Source organism: Couchioplanes azureus (assembly GCF_014648355.1).
In the GTDB taxonomy this organism is placed as follows: domain Bacteria; phylum Actinomycetota; class Actinomycetes; order Mycobacteriales; family Micromonosporaceae; genus Actinoplanes; species Actinoplanes azureus.
In genome coordinates this window covers 73,449-90,667 of record NZ_BMQY01000010.1, presented here as the reverse complement: position 1 = coordinate 90,667, position 17,219 = coordinate 73,449, and the positions used below count along the sequence as shown (strand labels likewise).

Genomic DNA, 17,219 nt, shown 5'->3' with positions numbered 1-17,219 from the left:
TCTGCCCTCCTCGCGGCTGAACCATCGGCCGCCTCCGTACGTGTGAAGATCACGGCGACCGGTATGGGGCACGCATGCGTAGCTTTCGATAGATATGCTGTGGTGTCGCGGCGACGGGGAGGCAGAATGCCGGACGGTATTCAGATAGACACCGAGCAGGTGGGCGAGTTCGCCAAGGGCATGCGCGCGGATGCGGACAGTGGTTACGCATCCGCGGCCGACAGGGGTGCGCTCCTGCACGGCCACGGCGTGGTCTTCGGCGCCAACATTCCCGGCGACACGGTGTTCGCGGCCAAGCAGCGCTACGCGCAGGCCCTGGAGAACACCGAGGCGAACCTGCGCGCCTACCACCAGATGGCGATCATCTTCGCGCAGGTGGCGGAAAGCATCGCCCGCGACTTCGCCAACGTCGACATGTCCTCGGCAGCCGCCCAACGCCGCATCGACGCCTTGGTCGACGGCGCGATCGCACAGGCGAACCAGGTCATGGACGACGAAGGGCTGGCGTGATGGCGGGAGCGAACTGGGAGGCGTACAACCTGCCCTCGATCTGGGGGATGCTCGAGAAGGAGAACGCCTGCACCGGCGCCGACCGGGTCATGAACTGGGAGGGCCTGGCGCACGACGTGCGCACCCAGCACCGTCGCCTGGAGGAGGCCAAGGAAGCCCTCGCGGCGGTGTGGTCCCCGGACAAGAACGCGTCCGCGCAGAGGTTCCTGGGTCTGATGGGCTCCCTCGCGGATTCGATGCAGGAGACCCTCACCCGCGCCGAAGACACCCGCGCCGGTCTCCGTGGCGTCCTGGAGGCGCTGTCCGAGGCCCGCGCGGCGGTCAGCACCTGGGCCGAGGAACGCAACGTGGTCAGCACGGACCTCATCCCGCGCTGGGCGGACGGCGCCGAGGACGAATACGACGAGAAGGCCCGCCAAGCCATGCGCAAGGCCGAGGCCGCCATCGCCGACCACAGCACCCAGATCCAACCGCCCGCGCTTTTCGATCCGACGTCCGGTCGCCGCGTGGGCCCGACCCCCGTCGACGACGAGCCAGGCACATCCGGCTCCGGCGCGGGGGCGGCAGGCGTCGGTGGCCTCGGTTCATCCGCCTCGGCGGGTCTGAGTGCTGCACCGCTGCCCGTGCCCGTGCCCCACAACCCGCCCCCGCCGGTCTTCGGTCCGGATGGGGTAGTGGGAGGCGTCGGAGCAGGAACCGGCTCGTCGCTGCCCGGCAGCGGACCCGGGCTTGCGGGCGTTCTTCCCCTCGCTCCTCCGCTGCCGGCGGGAGAGCTTCCTGTCGGTGCCGTTCCGCCACCCGCAGCCGGAGGAGGCGGCGGCTTGCCCGGTCCGGTGATCGGAGGAGGCGGTCCCGTCGGCCTTGTGCCCGGTGGCGGACCTGGAGTGATCGGCGGAGTGTCGAGGCCCGTCGGAGGGCGCGGTGCGTCGGCGGGCCGCCAGGCGGTGCCGGTGCGCAGTGCGTTGCCGTCCGGCACGATCATCGGCGCGAACGGCGCCGGAGCGCGGCCCGGAGTGAGGACCGGTGGAATCGCTGGGGCGAACGGCGCCGGCGCGAGGCCCGGAGCAAAAGTCGGCGGGATCATCGGGGCGAACGGCGCCGGACTGAACGCCGGGGCGAAGGTCGGCGGTAGCGCCGGCGCGAAGACCGGCGCGGCGGGTCGCCCGGCGAGCGGTCGGCAGCCGGTCGTCCAGGTGGGCCAGGCCGGCCGTGGCCACCAGAACGGGACCGACGGCTCGTCGATCGAGGGAACCGCGGATCAGACGTGGGACGTCCGCCGTGGCGTCGCACCGGTCATCGAGCCTGACACGCGTACTGTCCGTCACGATCCCGGCCCAGGCGTGATCGGTTCCTATCAGTGAGGCGGTCGATCCACCGAGGGCGCGCTTTCGCCGCGGTGATCGCTTCGCTGGCCCTGGTGGGTGGGACGGCGGCTCCGGCCGCCGCCCAACCGGTCCGGGACCGGCAATGGCACCTGGCCGCGCTGAAGGTCGGTGAAGCTCACGAGGTCACGCGGGGTGCAGGTGTCACCGTCGCGGTGATCGACAGCGGAATCCAGGCGAAACATCAGGATCTGGCCGGTGCGGTGCTCCCCGGCAAGGATTTCTTCGATCCCCGCGGCGATGGCCGCACCGACATCGACGGGCACGGTACGGCGATGGCCGGGATCCTCGCGGGCAGAGGGCACGGTCGAGAGCAGGGAATTCTCGGCATCGCGCCTGCGGTGAAGATGCTGCCGGTCCGCGTGCCTCTGAACATGCCCAGCAGTGGCAAGGTGCTGGCCGATGCCATTACCTACGCCGCCGGGCACGGTGCCCGTGTCATCAACATGTCCCTCGGCGGCAACGACGAGGCGCTGATCCACGACGCGATCCGGGCCGCCCAGGCCGCTGATATCGTCCTGGTGGCATCCAGCGGTAACCGCGGTGAGATCAAAGGGGACTATCCCGCGAAGTATCCCGAAGTGCTCGCCGTTGGCGCGGTCGACCGCGCCGGCAAGATCGCCAAGTTCTCGATCACGGGTCCCCAGGTCGATCTCGTCGCTCCGGGTGTCGACATCGCCAGCACCGACATCGGGGAGAGCGGCTACAGCGTGAGCTATGGGACCAGCCACGCGACCGCGATCGTCAGTGGGGCGGCGGCGCTCATCCGGGCGAGATATCCCGAGCTCAGTGCCGCCGACGTGGTGCAGCGGCTGACCGCGACGGCGGTGGATGCCGGTGAACCGGGTCGGGACGACGTCTACGGGTACGGCCGGCTTGATCTGGTGAAGGCGTTGACCGCCGACGTTGCGGCGGCTCCGCCTACCGCCGCGCCCAGCGCTTCGGTGGGGCCGGGGCCGGTGGTGGTGCCTTCGGCTTCGGAGGGGTCGAAGCGGGTCAGTCCGATTCTGCTCACCGGGGGGCTTGCCGTCGTCGTGCTCGTGCTGGGCGGCCTCGTGGTGGCGTTGATGGTCCGGCGGCAGCGGCGGTAGGGCCTGCGGGGGACGGTAGGTGGATTTTCGGTGTGAGCGGGTACGGAGTCGATCACCTAGTTCGCACCGAAGGGAGACGCGCATGAGTGTCGCGGCAGAGCCGGCGACCGTGGGGCAGTGCCTGCGCGCCGGGGCCGGCTTCTCGCAGGGTGATCGCAATTGGATCGCCGAGCAGTTTGCGACGCTGGACTCGCGGTTGGCGGCCTTTCCGGCGGAGACGACCGAGCTGGAGGTCTCCGTCAAGGATCGGGAGTCTCGCGGGCAGAAGGTCACTCTGGAGTGCTGGATCGCCGGTCGTCAGAAGATCGTGACGACGTCGGGCGAGGAGGATCTGCACGCCGCCCTCCACGACGTACGCGACGATCTGCGGCGGCGGCTCGACGACTCCAAGACCAAGCAGGAGCCGCGGCACAACCGTCATCTGCGGACCGGCCTCACCGACCTACCGCAGGACGCGGAACCAGAGGTCTGACGGGTGCGGCATCTCCGCGGAGCGGCTGCGTTCCAGCTTCACGGGGGTGCCGTCCTCCTGCTCGTGCAGGCGGGTGCCCGCGCCGAGCAGGACCGGCGCGATGCGGGTTGTCGCCGCGGAACGTGCGGTTGCCGGCGAGGGTCCGCCCACCTCGGCTAGGGACATGGTGGCCGAATAGAGCAGCTTCGCCATGGGTCCCCTCCCGGCACGTGCGTACCCTTTCGCCGTGAGCAGTGCCGGAAGCAAGGTCGGAAGCGGTAGTGACCTGCGCATGCTCGTCTGTGGGGCGGGGATCGCGGTCGAGGTGGGCGAGGTCGCCGAGGAGGCGGTCGCGCGGGGGTGGACGGTCGACGTCACGGCGACGGCCAGCGCGCTGGACATCGCCGACGTGGCGGCGCTCGCGCGGATCAGCGGCCGTCCGGTGCGCACCACCTACGGGTACGCGCCCGACGGCACCCGGGTGTCGCCGGTGGCGGACGCCCTGCTCGTGGTGCCGGCCACCTTCAACACCATCAACAAGCTGGCGCTCGGCATCGCCGACACGTACCCGCTGAGCTCGGTGGCCGAGGTCATCGGGCGCGGCGTGCCGACCGTGGTGGTGCCCGCCGTCAACTCGGCGCTCGCCTCGCGGGCGCCGTACCGGCGGGCCGTGCGCTCGCTGCGGGCGGAGGGCGTGCGGTTCGCCGCGGACGGCTTCGAGGGGCTGGATCTGCTGGAGAGCGTACGGCGGCCGAAGAGCGCGGGGAGCCGGAGAGCCGGAACACCGCAGCGGAACCCGGCGGTCGGCGACACCGGCTTCCCGCCGACGCCGTAACCTCGGACGGCGTGCCGAGGACCTTGAGGATCACCACCCGCAACGCCACCTTCCAGCAGTGGCAGGCCCTGCTGACCAACCGGGCCAAGCGGCAGCGGGCCGGGGAGTTCCTCGTGCAGGGGGTACGCCCGATCTCGCTGGCCGTGCAGCACGGCCACCAGATCCGGGCGCTGCTCAGCGCCGAGGGTGCCGGCCTGTCCCGGTGGGCGCGGGAGGTGATCGAGACCGCGCGCGCCCCGCGGGCGGTGCTCTCCGCCGAGCTCATGCGCGAGCTGGGCGGCAAGGACGAGGAGACGCCCGAGCTGCTGGCCGCCGTGGGCCTGCCCGCCGACGACCCGGCCCGGATCCCGGCGGGGCCGGACCTGCTGGTCGTGGTCTTCGACCGGCCCACGACCCCGGGCAACATCGGCACGCTGGTGCGCTCGGCCGACGCGTTCGGGGCGCACGGCGTGATGGTCACGGGGCACGCCGCCGACCCGTACGATCCGCGGGCGGTGCGTGCCTCCACCGGCTCCCTGTTCGCCCTGCCCGTCGTCCGGGTACCGAGCCACCGGGAGGTGCTCGACTGGGTTCGGGCGCTCGGCGTACCCGTGCAGGTCGTCGGGACCGACGAGGGTGGGCCGGTCGACCTCGCCGGCCACGACCTGACCGGGCCGACCGTGCTGGTCGTCGGCAACGAGACGCACGGCCTGAGCGCCGCGTGGCGCGACGCTTGTGACCAGATTGTCCGGATTCCCATGGTGGGGGCGGCGAGTTCCCTGAACGCGGCCTCCGCCGGGACCGTCGCGCTCTACGAGGCGGCCCGGCAGCGACGGAAATGACACTTTCTCAGCACCGGGCTGCAACGGTCGAAGAGGCGGGTAGGACCCGAATTCCACCGGAGAGCAACCCGTGCGTATCTCAAATGTCAGCGTCGGCAAGCGGCTCGGCGCGTCCTTCCTCGTGCTCGCCAGCCTCATCGTGGTGGCCGCGGGGGCCGGCTGGTGGGGTATGCGCCAGCAGAGCGACTCCCAGACCCGGGTGACGAAGCTGGAACGGCTCCGGGACGTCTTCCAGGACATCGAGTACTACGCCGCCGACATCTCCGGGTGGCAGTCGCTGTGGATCAACGATGTCGCCGCGTACGGGTTCGAATACCTCAGCAGCGAGGAGGAGTTCAACCGCCAGGGCCTGCTGGACTCCAAGGACGCCGTGTACAAGATCGTCGCGGACGTCGACACCAACGATCTCACCGACGCCGAGAAGGCCGCGTTCGCCAAGCTCAAGCCCGCCTGGGACGACTTCTTCGCCTGGGACGACAAGATGCTGAAGTGGCTCGAGGCGGACGACAGCAAGGCCACCCTGGCCAAGGTGATGGACAACATCAACGACGGCCCGGCGTCGGACTCGTGGGCCGTCCTGCTGGACACCACCGCCGAGCTCTACAAGTCGGTGCGGACGCGGGCCGAGGCGGAGGCCGCGAGGATGGCGGACATCCGCGACATGAGCCAGAAGGTCCTCGGCGGCACGCTGGTGCTCGCCCTGTTGCTGGCGGTCGTGCTGGCGTTCTGGGCGACCCGCTCGGTGGTACGCCCGCTGAACGTGGTGGTGGCCGCGCTCGGCCGGCTGGCCGGGCGGGACCTCACCGCCCGGACCGACCTGAAGCGCCGTGACGAGCTGGGCCGGCTCGGCGAGGCGCTGAACAAGACCGCCGAGTCCCTGCGGGACACGATCGCCGCCATCGCCGGGCACGCCGGGACCATCGCCGCCGCCTCCGACGAGATGTCCACGATCTCCGGCCGGGTCAGCGAGTCCAACAGCCACGTCGACACGCAGGCGGCCGCGGTCGCCCAGCTGGCCGGTGACGTCTCCGGAAACGTCCGTACGCTCGAGGCGGGCAGCCGCGAGATGGGCTCCGCCATCGACGAGATCAGCCGCAACGCCGGCGAGGCGGCGCGGGTCGCCGCCGAGGCCGTCACCGTCGTCGAGCGGACCAACGTCAGCGTCGGCAAGCTGGGTGAGTCCTCCGCCGAGATCAGCGCCGTGGTGCGGATGATCACGTCGATCGCCGAGCAGACCAACCTGCTCGCGCTCAACGCCACCATCGAGGCCGCCCGGGCCGGCGAGATGGGCAAGGGCTTCGCCGTGGTGGCCGGTGAGGTCAAGGACCTGGCCCAGGAGACCGCGAAGGCCACCGAGGAGATCTCCCGCCTGGTGCAGACGATCCAGTCCGACACCGGCGACGCGGTCGGCGCGATCGCCGAGATCGGCAACGTGGTGAGCCGGATCAGCGACTTCCAGACGCTCATCGCCGCGGCGGTCGAGGAGCAGACCGCGACCACCGGCGAGATGGGCCGCAACGTCGCCGAGGCGGCGCAGAGCAGCCGGGACATCGCGCAGAACATCAACGGGGTGTCGGCCGCGGTCGGGGAGACCACGACCGTGGTGCGGCAGGCGCAGGCCTCGGCCGAGGAACTGGCCCGCACCAGCAGCGAGCTCGAGCAACTCGTCGCCCGCTTCACCGTCTGACGCCGCGTACGTGCGCCATCTGCTCGGATGGCGCGCAGCGCTACCCGCCGCCGCGGCCGGATCCTAGCGTCGGCCGAATGACGATGAGTTCCGAGCTGACCGGCATCAAGGCCCGGCAGCAGAAGACGTGGGCCAGCGGAGACTACGGCGCCGTGGGAGCCCTCATCCAGCCCGTCGCGGAGCGCCTCGTGCAGGCCGCGGATCTGTCCGCCGGGTCGCGGGTGCTCGACGTCGCCACGGGTACGGGCAACGCCGCGCTCGCCGCCGCCCGCTGCCTGTGCGAGGTGACCGGCGTCGACTACGTACCCGCTCTGCTGGAGCGGGCCCGGGCCCGCGCCGATGCCGAGCACCTGCCGGCCCGCTTCACCGAGGCCGACGCGGAGGCGCTGCCCTGCGCCGACGGCGAGTTCGACGCGGTCGTGTCCGTCGTCGGGGTGATGTTCGCCCCGGACCAGGAGCGCGCCGCCGCCGAGCTCACCCGCGCCTGCCGGCCGGGCGGCACGATAGCCCTGGCCAACTGGACCCCCGACGGCTTCATCGGCGAGCTCTTCCGTACGGTGGGCCGCCGGGTGCCGCCGCCGGCGGGCCTGCGCGCCCCGACCGAGTGGGGCAGCGAGCCCCGGCTGCGGGAGCTGTTCGGCGACCGGGTTTCGCAGCTGCGCACGGACCGCCTCGAGTTCGTGTTCCGTTTCGCGTCGCCCGAGGACTTCGCCGACTACTTCCGGGCCCACTACGGCCCCACCCTCAAGGCCTTCGAGGCCCTCGGCGACGACGACGCCAAGCTGCTGTACGCGGACCTCGTCGGCCTCGCCACAGGCCACAATGTCGCCACCGACGGCACGGCGAAGATCCCCTCGGCCTACCTGCAGGCGATCGCGGTCCGCGCCGGCTGACCCTTATCCGCTCGCCGCGGCCGGGGCGGCCCGCTAGGCTCGGCGGCGTGCACAGCGTCAACCGCGAGCGACGCCGGACCATCACCCCCGGTTGAGCTGGCACGTGTCCTCCACCGGCGGGTCCGCCGCCGGTGTCGCAGGTAGTCGGTGACCCCCGTCGGCCCCGCCGTCCGCGCACCGTCGATGGGTCTGATCATGAATCTCGAAGCTCTGCTCTCCGCGCGGCTCGCCCCCGCGCTCGCCGAGGTCGCCCGGGCGGCCGTCGACCCGGCCGTACGGCGCTCGCGGCACGCCGACTTCCAGTCCGGGGCGGTGCTGTCGCTCGCCGGGCGGCTGGGCCGGCCGCCGCGGGACGTCGCGCAGGAGGTCGCCGCGCGTTCGGATCTGGACGGGCTGGCGCGCATCGAGGTCTCGGGGCCCGGCTTTCTCAACCTGACCCTCGCCGACGAGCCGATCGCGGCCGCGGTGAACGACCTCGCGGCCGATGCGCGGCTCGGTGTGCCGCCGGCCGGGCGGCCCGAGACCCTCGTCGTCGACTACTCGTCGCCGAACATCGCCAAGGAGCTGACCGTCGGGCACCTGCGGTCCACGGTCATCGGTGACTCGCTCGCGCGGACGCTGGCCTGGCTGGGCCACGACGTCGTGCGGGCCAACCACGTCGGTGACTGGGGCACGGCCTTCGGCATGCTCATCGAGCACCTGCTCGACCACGGTGCCAGCGGTGCGCCGCGCTTGGGCGACCTCACCGGGTTCTACCGGGCGGCGCGCGCCAGGTTCGATGCCGACGAGGAGTTCCGGAACCGGTCGCGGCTGCGGGTGGTCCGGTTGCAGGCGGGCGACGAGGAGACGCTGCGGCTGTGGCGCGGGTATGTGGCCGAGTCGCGGCGGTACCTGCTGGCGGCGTACGAAAGGCTCGGGGTGACCCTCACCGAGGCCCACTTCGCCGGGGAGAGCACCTACCAGGACGCGTTGCCCGACGTCGTGGCGGAGCTCGCCGGCAAGGGGCTGCTGACCGAGAGCGACGGCGCGCTCTGCGCGTTCCCGGCCGGCTTCACCGGCCGCGACGGCGAGCCCCTCCCGCTCATCGTGCGCAAGAGCGACGGCGGGTTCGGGTACGCGGCCACCGACCTGGCCGCCCTGCGCCACCGGGTCCGGGAGCTCGGCGCGACCCGGCTGCTCTACGTCGTCGGCGCACCGCAGCGGACCCACTTCCGGATGGTGTACGCGGTGGCCGCGGCGGCCGGCTGGCTGCCCGAGGGCGTCACCGCGGAGCACGTCGCCTTCGGCTCGATCCTGGGCGCCGACGGCAAGATGTTCCGTACCCGCTCCGGCGACTCGGTCAAGCTGGCCGACGTCCTCGACGAGGCGATCGCCCGGGCGTCGGCGCTCGGGGCGGGCCCGGAGGCCGCCCAGGCGGTGGGCGTCGGCGCCGTCAAGTACGCCGACCTCGCCGGGGACCGGCGCAACGACTACGTCTTCGACTGGGACCGGATGCTCGCCCTGACCGGCGACACCGGGCCTTACCTGCAGTATGCGTACGCCCGGATCCGCTCCCTCCTCGACCGGGCCACCGATGCTCCCGGGCCGGTGGTGCCTTGCCATCCGGCCGAGCGCGCCCTGGCGCTGGAGCTGCTCGCCTTCGCGCCGGTGGTGCACTCGGTCGGCGAGACGCTGGAGCCGCACCGGCTGGCCGGCTACCTGCACGGGCTGGCGTCGTCGTTCAGCGGCTTCTACCAGAACTGCCCGGTGCTGAGGGCGCCCGACGACGTCCGGGCGAGCCGGCTGGCGCTGTGCGCGCTGACCGGGCGCACCCTGCGGCAGGGGCTGGACCTGCTCGGCATCGCCGCTCCCGCCGCCCTGTGAGGCTTCGCGGCCGCACCGGCGTCGCTCACCGGCCGGGCCCGCGGAACGCCTGGACGTAGCGGCGCTGCCACGGCGTCTCCACGGCGTGCCGGTCGTAGCGCTCGCGCACGTAGGCCACCGCCGCTGCGGGCGGCACGCCGTCGAGCACGGCGAGGCAGGCGAGGGCGGTGCCGGTGCGACCGCGCCCGCCGCCGCAGGCGATCTCCACCCGCTGGTCGGCGGCCCGCTCCCAGGCCTCCCGCAGTCCCGCCGCGGCGGCGGTCCGGTCGGCCGGCAGGCGGAAGTCGGGCCAGCGCAGCCAGCGGCTCTCCCAGGACGTCGGCGGCGGCGTGCGGCCGAGCAGGTAGAGGCCGAACTGCGGCTCGGGTCCCGGCGGCACGGGCCGGCGGAGACCGCGACCGCGGACGAGCCGCCCGGACGGCAGGGCGAGCACGCCGCCGGCCGCCGGGTCCCACATCGCGCCGGGGGTCACCTTGTCATTCTGCCGCGGGCTCGGGTGGCGCTCAGGGGTGCCTGCCCTCTTCCTTCATCACGCCGAGCAGGGGCGGGTTCGTGCCGGCCGGGTCCCAGGTGGGGCCGGTGGCGCGGGACCACTCGAGGCGGCCGAAGCCGGGCCAGATGCGCTGGGTCAGGGCCCGGGTGGCCTGGGCCCGGCCGCCGGCGCGGCGGCGGCGTTCGGCGAGGACCGCGCTGAGGAAGGCCCACGGTGGCACGCCCGGCGGGACCGGCTGGGCGATCCTCTCGCTCACCTCGGCCGCCAGCATGTGCGCGAACCGGGCGTTCATCGGTGGGCGGATCTCGGCCGCGCGGGCCAGGTAGTGCCGCGTGGCGAGGGCCAGGTCGTCGTCGAGGTTCGTCAGGTCGAGTCCCGCGGCCCAGGCGGCGAGCGGCGGCGGCATGGCCGGCACCCAGCCCCACGGCGCCGGGGACCGTTCGTGGATCACGAAGGTGCCGGCCGCCAGGTCGCCCAGGCGCCGGCCCTGCGGCGAGAACAGCATCGTGGTCAGCGCGACCGCCCAGGTGAAGGGCGGGAAGAGCAGGCCGGGCCACTCCACGGCGAGGCCGACGAGGCTGCGCACGAGGGCGTGGCGCACCCGGATCGGGCCGCCGTCCTCCCGGACGACCCGCAGGCCCATCGCCCGCTTGCCCAGGCTGCGGCCGTTGCTGAGGGTCTCGGTGACCGTCGGGTACGCGACGAACACGGCGATCACGATGACCGTGACGATCGCGGCCGCCAGCGCCTCTTCGGTCTCGCCCAGCAGGAACGCGGCCTGGGCGGCGACCAGCAGCACGACCGCCAGCAGCACCTGCACGATCATGTCCAGCAGCAGCGCCAGCCCGCGTGAGCCGATCCGGGCGTGCCGGACGTCGACCTCGACGGCCTCGCCGTTGACGAGCTGTTCCCGGTGCCCGCCGTCCGCCGCCGTCGTCATGCGGTTAGTTAACCCGATCGCCGCCCGCTACGCTGCGCCGGTGGACCTGGACGCGTACGTCGCCGAGCGCCGCGGGGAGTGGAGCCGGCTCGACGCCCTGACCCGGCGCCGCCGGCTCTCCGCCGCGGAGGCCGACGAGCTGGTGCTGCTCTACCAGCGTGCGGCCACCCATCTGTCCGTGGTGCGCAGCCACTCGCCCGACCCGATCCTGCTGGCGTCGCTGTCGCAGCTGGTGATCGCGGGGCGCTCCGCCGTCACCGGCGGCCGGCGCTACTCCTGGCGCCCGGTGGCCCGCTTCTTCACCACGACGCTGCCGCTCGAGCTCTACCGGGCCCGCCGCTGGTGGCTGGCGGTGATGGCGCTCGACGTGCTGGTCGCCGGGGTGCTGATGGCGTATTTCGCGGACCATCCGGAGATCGTGGAGACCTTCGTGCCCCCGGCGGTCGCCGAACGGTACGCCGGGGAGGACTTCGTCGCGTACTACAGCGAGTTCCAGGCCCAGAACTTCGCCGTGAACGTCTGGACGCACAACGCCATGATCGCCGGGCAGTGCCTCGCCTCCGGCGTACTCGTCGTGCCGGTGTTGTGGATCCTCGCCCAGAACACCTTCGACATCGGCCTGACCGGCGGCCTGATGATCGACGCCGGATACGGCGAGACGTTTTTCGTCTACATCCTGCCGCACGGCTTCCTGGAGCTGACCGCCATCTTCGTCGCGGCCGGGGTGGGCCTGCGCATCGGCTGGGCCTGGATCGCGCCCGGCCCGCACCGCACCCGCGGCCGGGCGCTCGCCGAACGGGCCCGCGCGGGCATGCTGGTGGCGCTCGGGCTGGTCGCGATGCTGCTGGTCTCGGGCATCCTGGAGGCGTACGTGACGCCGTCGGGCTGGCCGGACGCGGTCCGGGTGGGCATCGGGTTCGCGGTCTGGCTCGCCTTCCTCGCCTACGCCCTGGTGGCCGGCGGCGCCGCGGACCGGCGCGGGGAGAGCTCGGAACTCGCCGCGGCCGAGGTCCCCACCGCCTGACGGGTCACAACCGGCCGGCCGCCTTCAGCATGAGGTAGACGTCGCAGACCTTGGAGGCGAACGTCTCGCGGGGCTCGTCGACCACGATCACGCCCTGCTGGGTGAGCAGCGCCCGGACCCGGTCGCGTTCGGCCAGGGCCAGCTCGGCGGCCGCCGCCAGATGGACGTCCTCCGCGGTCGCCCCGGTGACCGGCAGCCGCGCGAGCCGGGCGGTCTCCGGGTCCCGCACGCTGGCCAGCACCACCCGGTGCCGGGTGGTCAGGCGGGACAGCAGCGGCAGCAGGCCCTCGACGATGGGTGCGGCGTCCAGCGCCGAGAAGATCACCACGAGGGCGCGCTTGTGGCCGCGGCGCAGCAGGTCGCCGGCGGCCAGGCCGAAGTCGGTCTCCACCAGGGCCGGCTCCAGCGCGGCCAGCGAGCTGATCAGCCGCGGCAGCTTGGTGCGGTGGCCGCCGCCCTCGACCCGGGCGCGTACGGCGGTGTCCACCGCGAGCAGGTCGACCCGGTCGTCGGCCTTGGACGCCAGCACGGCCAGCAGCAGGGCGGCGTCGATCGCGGCGTCCAGCCGGGGCTCGTCGCCGATCCGCGCCGCCGAGGTGCGGCCGGTGTCCAGCACGCACACCACGCGCCGGTCGCGCTCCGGGCGCCAGGTCCGGACCACCACGTCGTGCGTGCGCGCGGAGGCCCGCCAGTCGATCGAGCGCACGTCGTCGCCCACGACGTACTCGCGCAGCACGTCGAACTCGGTGCCCTGGCCCCGCCCGCGGGTGACCACGGCGCCGTCGAAGACCCGCAGCTTCGCCAGCTTCTCGGGCAGCAGCCGCCGGGACGGGAAGCGCGGCAGCACCCGCAGCGTCCACGCCGGCGTCACGGCCTCGTTCCACCGCTGCCGGCGCTGCCGGTACGCGAGCCCGAGCGGCCCGTACGAGCGCAGCGTGACCCGTACCGCGGCCCGGTCGCCGTGCCGCGTCGGGGTCAGCGCGGTGGTGACCTGCCGCTCCTCGCCGGCCGGGAGGGTGAGCCGGTGCTCGATGCGGTCCGCGCCCGCCGAGGGGACCCACCGGTCGCGCAGCCGCAGCCACATCGGACGCCCGGAGGTGTTGGCGACGGTCAGGGTCGTGGTCGCCGTGCCGCCGAGCCACACCGTCCGGTCGCCGTGGCGCCGCAGCGTCACCCCGGTCAGCGGCGCCGCGACCAGCAGGTCCAGCATCGCGGCGGCGCTCGCCAGGCCGGCCACGGCCAGGGCCGTCAGCCAGGGCGAGGGCAGCACCGCGGGCAGCGGTGCGCCCAGCGCCAGCAGCAGCGCGAAGCGCCTGGTGACCACGGCCGGCTCAGCGGGGCGCGGGCACGGCGCCGAGCACGGTCCGCAGCACCGAGGCGGTGGTGACGCCGTCCAGCTCGGCCTCGGCGCGCAGCCGCACCCGGTGCCGCAGGACGGGGACGGCGAAGGCCTGCACGTCGTCCGGGATCACGTAGTCGCGGCCGCTGAGCCAGGCCCGCGCCTTCGCGACGGCCAGCAGGGCGGTGGTGCCCCGGGGCGAGGCGCCCAGCTCCAGCGCCGGGGCGACCCGGGTGGCGCGGCACAGGTCGACGATGTACTCGAGGACCGGATCGGCGACGGCGACCCGGCGGACCGCCTCGCGGCCCGCGGCCAGGTCGGCGGCGGAGGCCACCGGGCCCACCCCGGCGGCCTTGAGGTCGCGCGGGTCGAAGCCGTGGTGGTGGGCGCGCAGCACGCCGAGCTCCTCCGCGCGCTCCGGCAGCGGCACCGACAGCTTCAGCAGGAACCGGTCGAGCTGCGCCTCCGGCAGCGGGTACGTGCCCTCGTACTCGATCGGGTTCTGCGTCGCGACCACGATGAACGGCTCGGGCAGCCGGCGGGACTCGCCGTCGGTGCTGACCGTGCGCTCCTCCATCGCCTCGAGCAGCGCCGCCTGGGTCTTCGGCGGGGTCCGGTTGATCTCGTCGGCGAGCAGCAGGCTGGTGAAGACGGGTCCGGGCCGGAAGCTGAACGCCGCGGCCCGCGCGTCGTAGATCAGCGAGCCGGTCACGTCGCCGGGCATCAGGTCGGGCGTGAACTGGACCCGCTTGGTGTCGACGTCCAGCGCCGTCGCCAGCGCCCGGACCAGCAGCGTCTTGGCCACGCCGGGCACGCCCTCCAGCAGGACGTGCCCGCCGCAGAGCAGCGCGATCACCACCCCGCCCACCACCGCGTCCTGGCCGACGACCGCCTTGGCGACCTCGGACCGCAGGCGCTGCAGCGCGTCGCGGGCCGCGGCGGCCCCGCCGGGTCCCTCGCCGGGTACGAACGACGTCACGTCAGATTCCCCTCGTCGCTGTGTTGCCGGTTCTGTCGCCCGGTCACGAGCCGGACCAGCTCCTGCACGGCGGTCGCGGCGCGGACCAGCTCCTCGTCGCTGTCCTCGACCCCGCCGCCGAGCACGTGCCGGACGTCGTCCTCCGGCTGTCCGGTCTCCGCCGCCACCCGGGCGGCCAGGTCGTCGACCCCGGTCTCGCCCGGCAGGTCGAAGTGCTCGATCAACCGCGCCCGTGCCGCCGACTGTACGGTCCGCAGCGACGCGCCGCGCGCGCCCGCCCTGCGGTACAGGCCGCCGAGGCCGCGGACCGTCTCCGCGGCCCGCACCCGCGCGGGCAGGGGCTCGGCGACGGGCGCGCCCAGCCGCCGGGCCGACGCCACGGCGAGCGCCACCGCGGCGAGCACGAGCAGCCCCAGCGCCGCCCAGATCCCCGGCGGGAAGGCCCGGGCCAGCGGGTTGCCGGCCGCCGCTCCGCGGTCGTCGCCCGCGTCGCGGGGCTGCCCGTCGCCGGGCTGCTGGTCGCCGGACCGCTCGCCGCCGGGTGGCGCGCCGTCCTCGCCGGAACCATCCGGCTCACCGGTCCGGTCCGGGGTCCCGGAGCCCGGCGCGGGCGTGGAGCGCGCCGGGGCCGGCTCGCGTTCGTGCAGGTCGAGCCAGACGACCCGGGGCGCCCGCGAGAGCAGGCCCACGGCGAGCCGCCGGTTGCCGTGCTCGCCGGCCCGGTCGTTGCGGAACGGGTCCGCCGCGCCGACCAGGGTCAGCTCGCCGGAGCCGGGGGACCGCAGCTCGACGAGCCCGCCGTCGTAGCAGGCGACCGACTCCCGCCGGATGGCCTCGTACTGCCAGCGCAGCGCCGCCGCCGGCCCCGCCGCGCCGGCGGGCCCGGCGGCACATCCCGGCTCCGGGGCGGCGGCCGTCCACCGTGGTCCCCGGGCGCGGACGCCGAGCCGTGCGTCGTCCAGTACGTCCGGATCGGGGGCCACCAGGACGACCCGCACCCGGGACGGCAGCCCGGCGAACCGCCGCAGATAGGCGGGGTGCACCAGCTCCGGGGTGGTGACGAAGAGGGTGGCCTCGCCGTCGGCGCCGAGCGCGGCCAGCGCAGGTTCGCTGCGGGCGCGCACGTCCACGGTGACCCCGGCGCGGGCCAGCTCGTCGGCGAGCGACCGGGCGCCGTCCCCCGTGTCGCTGGTGGGGGAGAGGAAGGAGGCGTCGGTGGGGTCGCCCTGCTGGACGGCGTGCGCGATGCCGGTGAAGGTGGCGAGCCCGAGCACCACGGCGACGGGCAGCACCAGGCGCAGGCGGCGGGGGTTCCTCACGGCGTACCACCGCTCAGCCGGGCGCGGACCTCGCCGGTCAGGGCACGCATGTGCTCGTCGTGCGCGCGGTCCGCCGGGCGGTCGCCGTACCAGATCTCGGAGAACAGCTCGGTCGCGCCGCCGAGCGGGGCCGCCACCGCGGGACGCCGGACGGCGGCCGCGGCCGCGACCTCCGCGGCGGTGGTGCCGGGCAGCGGCGAGACGACGCCGGCGGCGGTGAGATCACCGACGATGTCGCGCAGCCGCTGCCGGACCGCTTCGGCATAGCGGCCCTCGGCGGCGAGCCGGTCGGCGAGCAGCGTGCCGTCGCTCAGCACGACGGTGGGCTCGAACTCGATCGTGGCCCGCGCCGGGGTCTCGGTTGCCGGCCGCCGGCGCCGGGAGAACCGTGGCCGGCGCCAGCGCGGCAGGCGCCAGCGGGGCATCCGCCACCGCGGCAGGGCCCACCGGGGCAGCCGTCGCGGCACCCAGGCCGGGAACCAGTACCAGAGAGCGCCGGTGAGGCCGGCCGCCGCGAGCAGGATCAGCAGCAGCAGCAGCGGCGGGGAGACCCGGTCGAAGACCGCCGCCGCGAACTCGTCCCACGCGCGGGTCACGGTACGTACCCCAGCGCGGCGGCCGGGTCCTCGCCCCGGCCGCGGATCCGGGCGACGGCGATGTCGAGGCCCTCGGTACGGATCCGCGTCTCCAGCAGCAGCACGGCGTCGACGCAGCCCAGCGCGGCGTACGCGACGGCGTTGGCGGCACCCCACGCGACCGGCGTGATCCACACCAGCCAGCCCGGCTGGTCCCCGGTGACCGCCGCGAAGACGGCGACCCAGCCCGCCCCGAGCACGACCCGGACGGCCAGCCAGGTCAGGTACGCCGCGAGCCGGGTCCACATGCCCCGCATCCCGCCGCGGGCGGCGAGCCGCGCCGAGCGGCCGAACGACCCCGCCCGGTCGATCACCAGGACGGCGCTCACCAGGCCGAACAGCCCGTACACGAGGATCCACCCGAGGAAACCGGCGAACGCGGCGGCCCCGCAGGCGACGCCCAGCGCGAGGGCCGCGAGCAGCGTGGGAACCGGGCGGGTGCGGCCCCACAGCTCACGATGGCGCACCGGCCGCCCGATCAGCGCGGGCCCGGCGGCCGCCGCGGCGAGCGAGCCGAGCACGCAGATGATGAACCCCTCGGCGGCGAACCCGGCGGCGACGAGCACCCACCAGCTGCCGAGGCTGTCGCGTGCCGGCCCGTAGAGCGGCGGACCGGCGAAGGCGGCGTGCCGCAGCGGCATGAGCAACGCCTGCTCGAGCGCGGCCAGCACGCCGGCGGTGAGCAGCAGGGGCAGCGCCCGGGCCCGCAACAGGGTCATGGCGGCGTCCAGCAGCTCACCGAGCGTCATGGGACGCAGCGGCAGGTCGGGCTGCGCGGGCATGGCGGCGATCCTAGGCGATCGAGGCGCCCGCCCGGGCACCGCCGCCGTTCACCACTCCCGCGGCGCGGCCGGTGCCGTCCGGACCGTGCGGCTGGGGACCTGACCGGTCCCCACCACGCTCGATGCATCGAGGGCTATGGTGCGTCGGTGGGCGCCCACGAGGCGCCCGGACACA

At 74.2% G+C, this 17,219-nt stretch carries 18 protein-coding genes; 10 read left to right on the top strand and 8 right to left on the bottom strand.

Annotated features, from left to right (window positions below; genetic code table 11):
* The first annotated feature begins 126 nt into the window (after nt 1–126).
* From IEY99_RS28260 to IEY99_RS28245, 4 genes are all read left to right on the top strand, one after another.
* On the top strand, nt 127–510 hold the full coding sequence (locus IEY99_RS28260; protein WP_189207125.1) for a hypothetical protein: 384 nt from the start codon (nt 127–129) through the stop codon (nt 508–510).
* Nucleotides 507–1,871 carry a hypothetical protein gene (locus IEY99_RS28255; RefSeq protein ID WP_189207124.1) on the top strand — a complete coding sequence of 455 codons (1,365 nt, stop codon included), beginning with the start codon at nt 507–509 and terminating at the stop codon, nt 1,869–1,871. Before IEY99_RS28260 ends, IEY99_RS28255 begins: the two co-directional genes overlap by 4 nt.
* Before the next feature lie 35 nt (nt 1,872–1,906).
* Complete coding sequence (mycP, locus tag IEY99_RS28250) at nt 1,907–2,983, top strand: type VII secretion-associated serine protease mycosin (RefSeq protein ID WP_189207123.1); 1,077 nt, start codon at nt 1,907–1,909, stop codon at nt 2,981–2,983.
* An 82-nt stretch (nt 2,984–3,065) separates the two neighbouring features.
* Nucleotides 3,066–3,455, top strand: coding sequence for an HPF/RaiA family ribosome-associated protein (locus tag IEY99_RS28245; RefSeq protein WP_189207122.1), 390 nt, complete (start codon nt 3,066–3,068; stop codon nt 3,453–3,455).
* Here IEY99_RS28245 and IEY99_RS28240 read toward each other — a convergent pair.
* Entirely contained in the window at nt 3,426–3,647 is a 222-nt protein-coding gene (locus tag IEY99_RS28240) for a hypothetical protein (protein WP_189207121.1), read from the bottom strand. The two genes, IEY99_RS28245 and IEY99_RS28240, sit on opposite strands and share 30 nt — an antisense overlap.
* A gap of 34 nt (nt 3,648–3,681) precedes the next feature.
* On the opposite strand from IEY99_RS28240, the gene IEY99_RS28235 reads away from it, so the two are divergent.
* From IEY99_RS28235 to argS, 5 genes are all read left to right on the top strand, one after another.
* Nucleotides 3,682–4,269: a flavoprotein gene (locus tag IEY99_RS28235; protein WP_229799324.1), complete on the top strand. Its 588-nt coding sequence runs from the start codon at nt 3,682–3,684 to the stop codon at nt 4,267–4,269.
* Between the two features lie 11 nt (nt 4,270–4,280).
* On the top strand, nt 4,281–5,090 hold the full coding sequence (locus IEY99_RS28230; protein WP_189207120.1) for a TrmH family RNA methyltransferase: 810 nt from the start codon (nt 4,281–4,283) through the stop codon (nt 5,088–5,090).
* A gap of 70 nt (nt 5,091–5,160) precedes the next feature.
* Nucleotides 5,161–6,777: a HAMP domain-containing methyl-accepting chemotaxis protein gene (locus IEY99_RS28225; protein ID WP_189207119.1), complete on the top strand. Its 1,617-nt coding sequence runs from the start codon at nt 5,161–5,163 to the stop codon at nt 6,775–6,777.
* 77 nt (nt 6,778–6,854) lie between these two features.
* Nucleotides 6,855–7,670: a class I SAM-dependent methyltransferase gene (locus tag IEY99_RS28220; protein WP_189207118.1), complete on the top strand. Its 816-nt coding sequence runs from the start codon at nt 6,855–6,857 to the stop codon at nt 7,668–7,670.
* Between the two features lie 195 nt (nt 7,671–7,865).
* Nucleotides 7,866–9,533: an arginine--tRNA ligase gene (gene argS / locus IEY99_RS28215; protein ID WP_189207117.1), complete on the top strand. Its 1,668-nt coding sequence runs from the start codon at nt 7,866–7,868 to the stop codon at nt 9,531–9,533.
* Between the two features lie 25 nt (nt 9,534–9,558).
* On the opposite strand, the gene IEY99_RS28210 is transcribed toward argS, so the two are convergent.
* Nucleotides 9,559–9,990 (bottom strand): protein-tyrosine phosphatase family protein, encoded by a 432-nt coding sequence (locus IEY99_RS28210; protein WP_189207262.1) that lies wholly within the window; start codon nt 9,988–9,990, stop codon nt 9,559–9,561.
* Nucleotides 9,991–10,036: 46 nt separating this feature from the next.
* Nucleotides 10,037–10,966, bottom strand: a complete 930-nt coding sequence (locus IEY99_RS28205) for an RDD family protein (RefSeq protein WP_189207116.1) — start codon at nt 10,964–10,966, stop codon at nt 10,037–10,039.
* A gap of 40 nt (nt 10,967–11,006) precedes the next feature.
* Here IEY99_RS28205 and IEY99_RS28200 point away from each other — a divergent pair, with 40 nt between their 5' ends.
* A complete protein-coding gene (locus tag IEY99_RS28200) occupies nt 11,007–11,990 on the top strand; it encodes a stage II sporulation protein M (protein WP_189207115.1) in 984 nt (327 codons plus the stop codon).
* Between the two features lie 4 nt (nt 11,991–11,994).
* Here IEY99_RS28200 and IEY99_RS28195 read toward each other — a convergent pair whose 3' ends face one another.
* Genes IEY99_RS28195 through IEY99_RS28175 form a run of 5 tightly spaced genes read right to left on the bottom strand, consistent with a single transcriptional unit; the run spans nt 11,995 to nt 17,044 of the window.
* Nucleotides 11,995–13,314: a DUF58 domain-containing protein gene (locus tag IEY99_RS28195; protein ID WP_189207114.1), complete on the bottom strand. Its 1,320-nt coding sequence runs from the start codon at nt 13,312–13,314 to the stop codon at nt 11,995–11,997.
* A gap of 7 nt (nt 13,315–13,321) precedes the next feature.
* On the bottom strand, nt 13,322–14,308 hold the full coding sequence (locus IEY99_RS28190) for an AAA family ATPase (RefSeq protein ID WP_189207113.1): 987 nt from the start codon (nt 14,306–14,308) through the stop codon (nt 13,322–13,324).
* Nucleotides 14,305–15,627 carry a DUF4350 domain-containing protein gene (locus IEY99_RS28185; RefSeq protein ID WP_189207112.1) on the bottom strand — a complete coding sequence of 441 codons (1,323 nt, stop codon included), beginning with the start codon at nt 15,625–15,627 and terminating at the stop codon, nt 14,305–14,307. The genes IEY99_RS28190 and IEY99_RS28185 overlap by 4 nt, the downstream gene beginning before the upstream one ends.
* Nucleotides 15,624–16,223, bottom strand: a complete 600-nt coding sequence (locus IEY99_RS28180; RefSeq protein WP_189207111.1) for a DUF4129 domain-containing protein — start codon at nt 16,221–16,223, stop codon at nt 15,624–15,626. Before IEY99_RS28180 ends, IEY99_RS28185 begins: the two co-directional genes overlap by 4 nt.
* A complete protein-coding gene (locus tag IEY99_RS28175; protein WP_189207110.1) occupies nt 16,220–17,044 on the bottom strand; it encodes a hypothetical protein in 825 nt (274 codons plus the stop codon). Before IEY99_RS28175 ends, IEY99_RS28180 begins: the two co-directional genes overlap by 4 nt.
* Nucleotides 17,045–17,219 lie beyond the last annotated feature (175 nt).

Bases quoted from the DNA above. Each gene is read 5' to 3' on its own strand.
- IEY99_RS28260 (WP_189207125.1), top strand. From the start codon at position 127: ATGCCGGACGGTATTCAGATAGACACCGAGCAGGTGGGCGAGTTCGCC.
- IEY99_RS28245 (WP_189207122.1), top strand. From the start codon at position 3,066: ATGAGTGTCGCGGCAGAGCCGGCGACCGTGGGGCAGTGCCTGCGCGCC.
- IEY99_RS28240 (WP_189207121.1), bottom strand. From the start codon at position 3,647: ATGGCGAAGCTGCTCTATTCGGCCACCATGTCCCTAGCCGAGGTGGGC.
- IEY99_RS28220 (WP_189207118.1), top strand. From the start codon at position 6,855: ATGACGATGAGTTCCGAGCTGACCGGCATCAAGGCCCGGCAGCAGAAG.
- argS (WP_189207117.1), top strand. From the start codon at position 7,866: ATGAATCTCGAAGCTCTGCTCTCCGCGCGGCTCGCCCCCGCGCTCGCC.
- IEY99_RS28210 (WP_189207262.1), bottom strand. From the start codon at position 9,990: ATGTGGGACCCGGCGGCCGGCGGCGTGCTCGCCCTGCCGTCCGGGCGG.
- IEY99_RS28205 (WP_189207116.1), bottom strand. From the start codon at position 10,966: ATGACGACGGCGGCGGACGGCGGGCACCGGGAACAGCTCGTCAACGGC.
- IEY99_RS28175 (WP_189207110.1), bottom strand. From the start codon at position 17,044: ATGCCCGCGCAGCCCGACCTGCCGCTGCGTCCCATGACGCTCGGTGAG.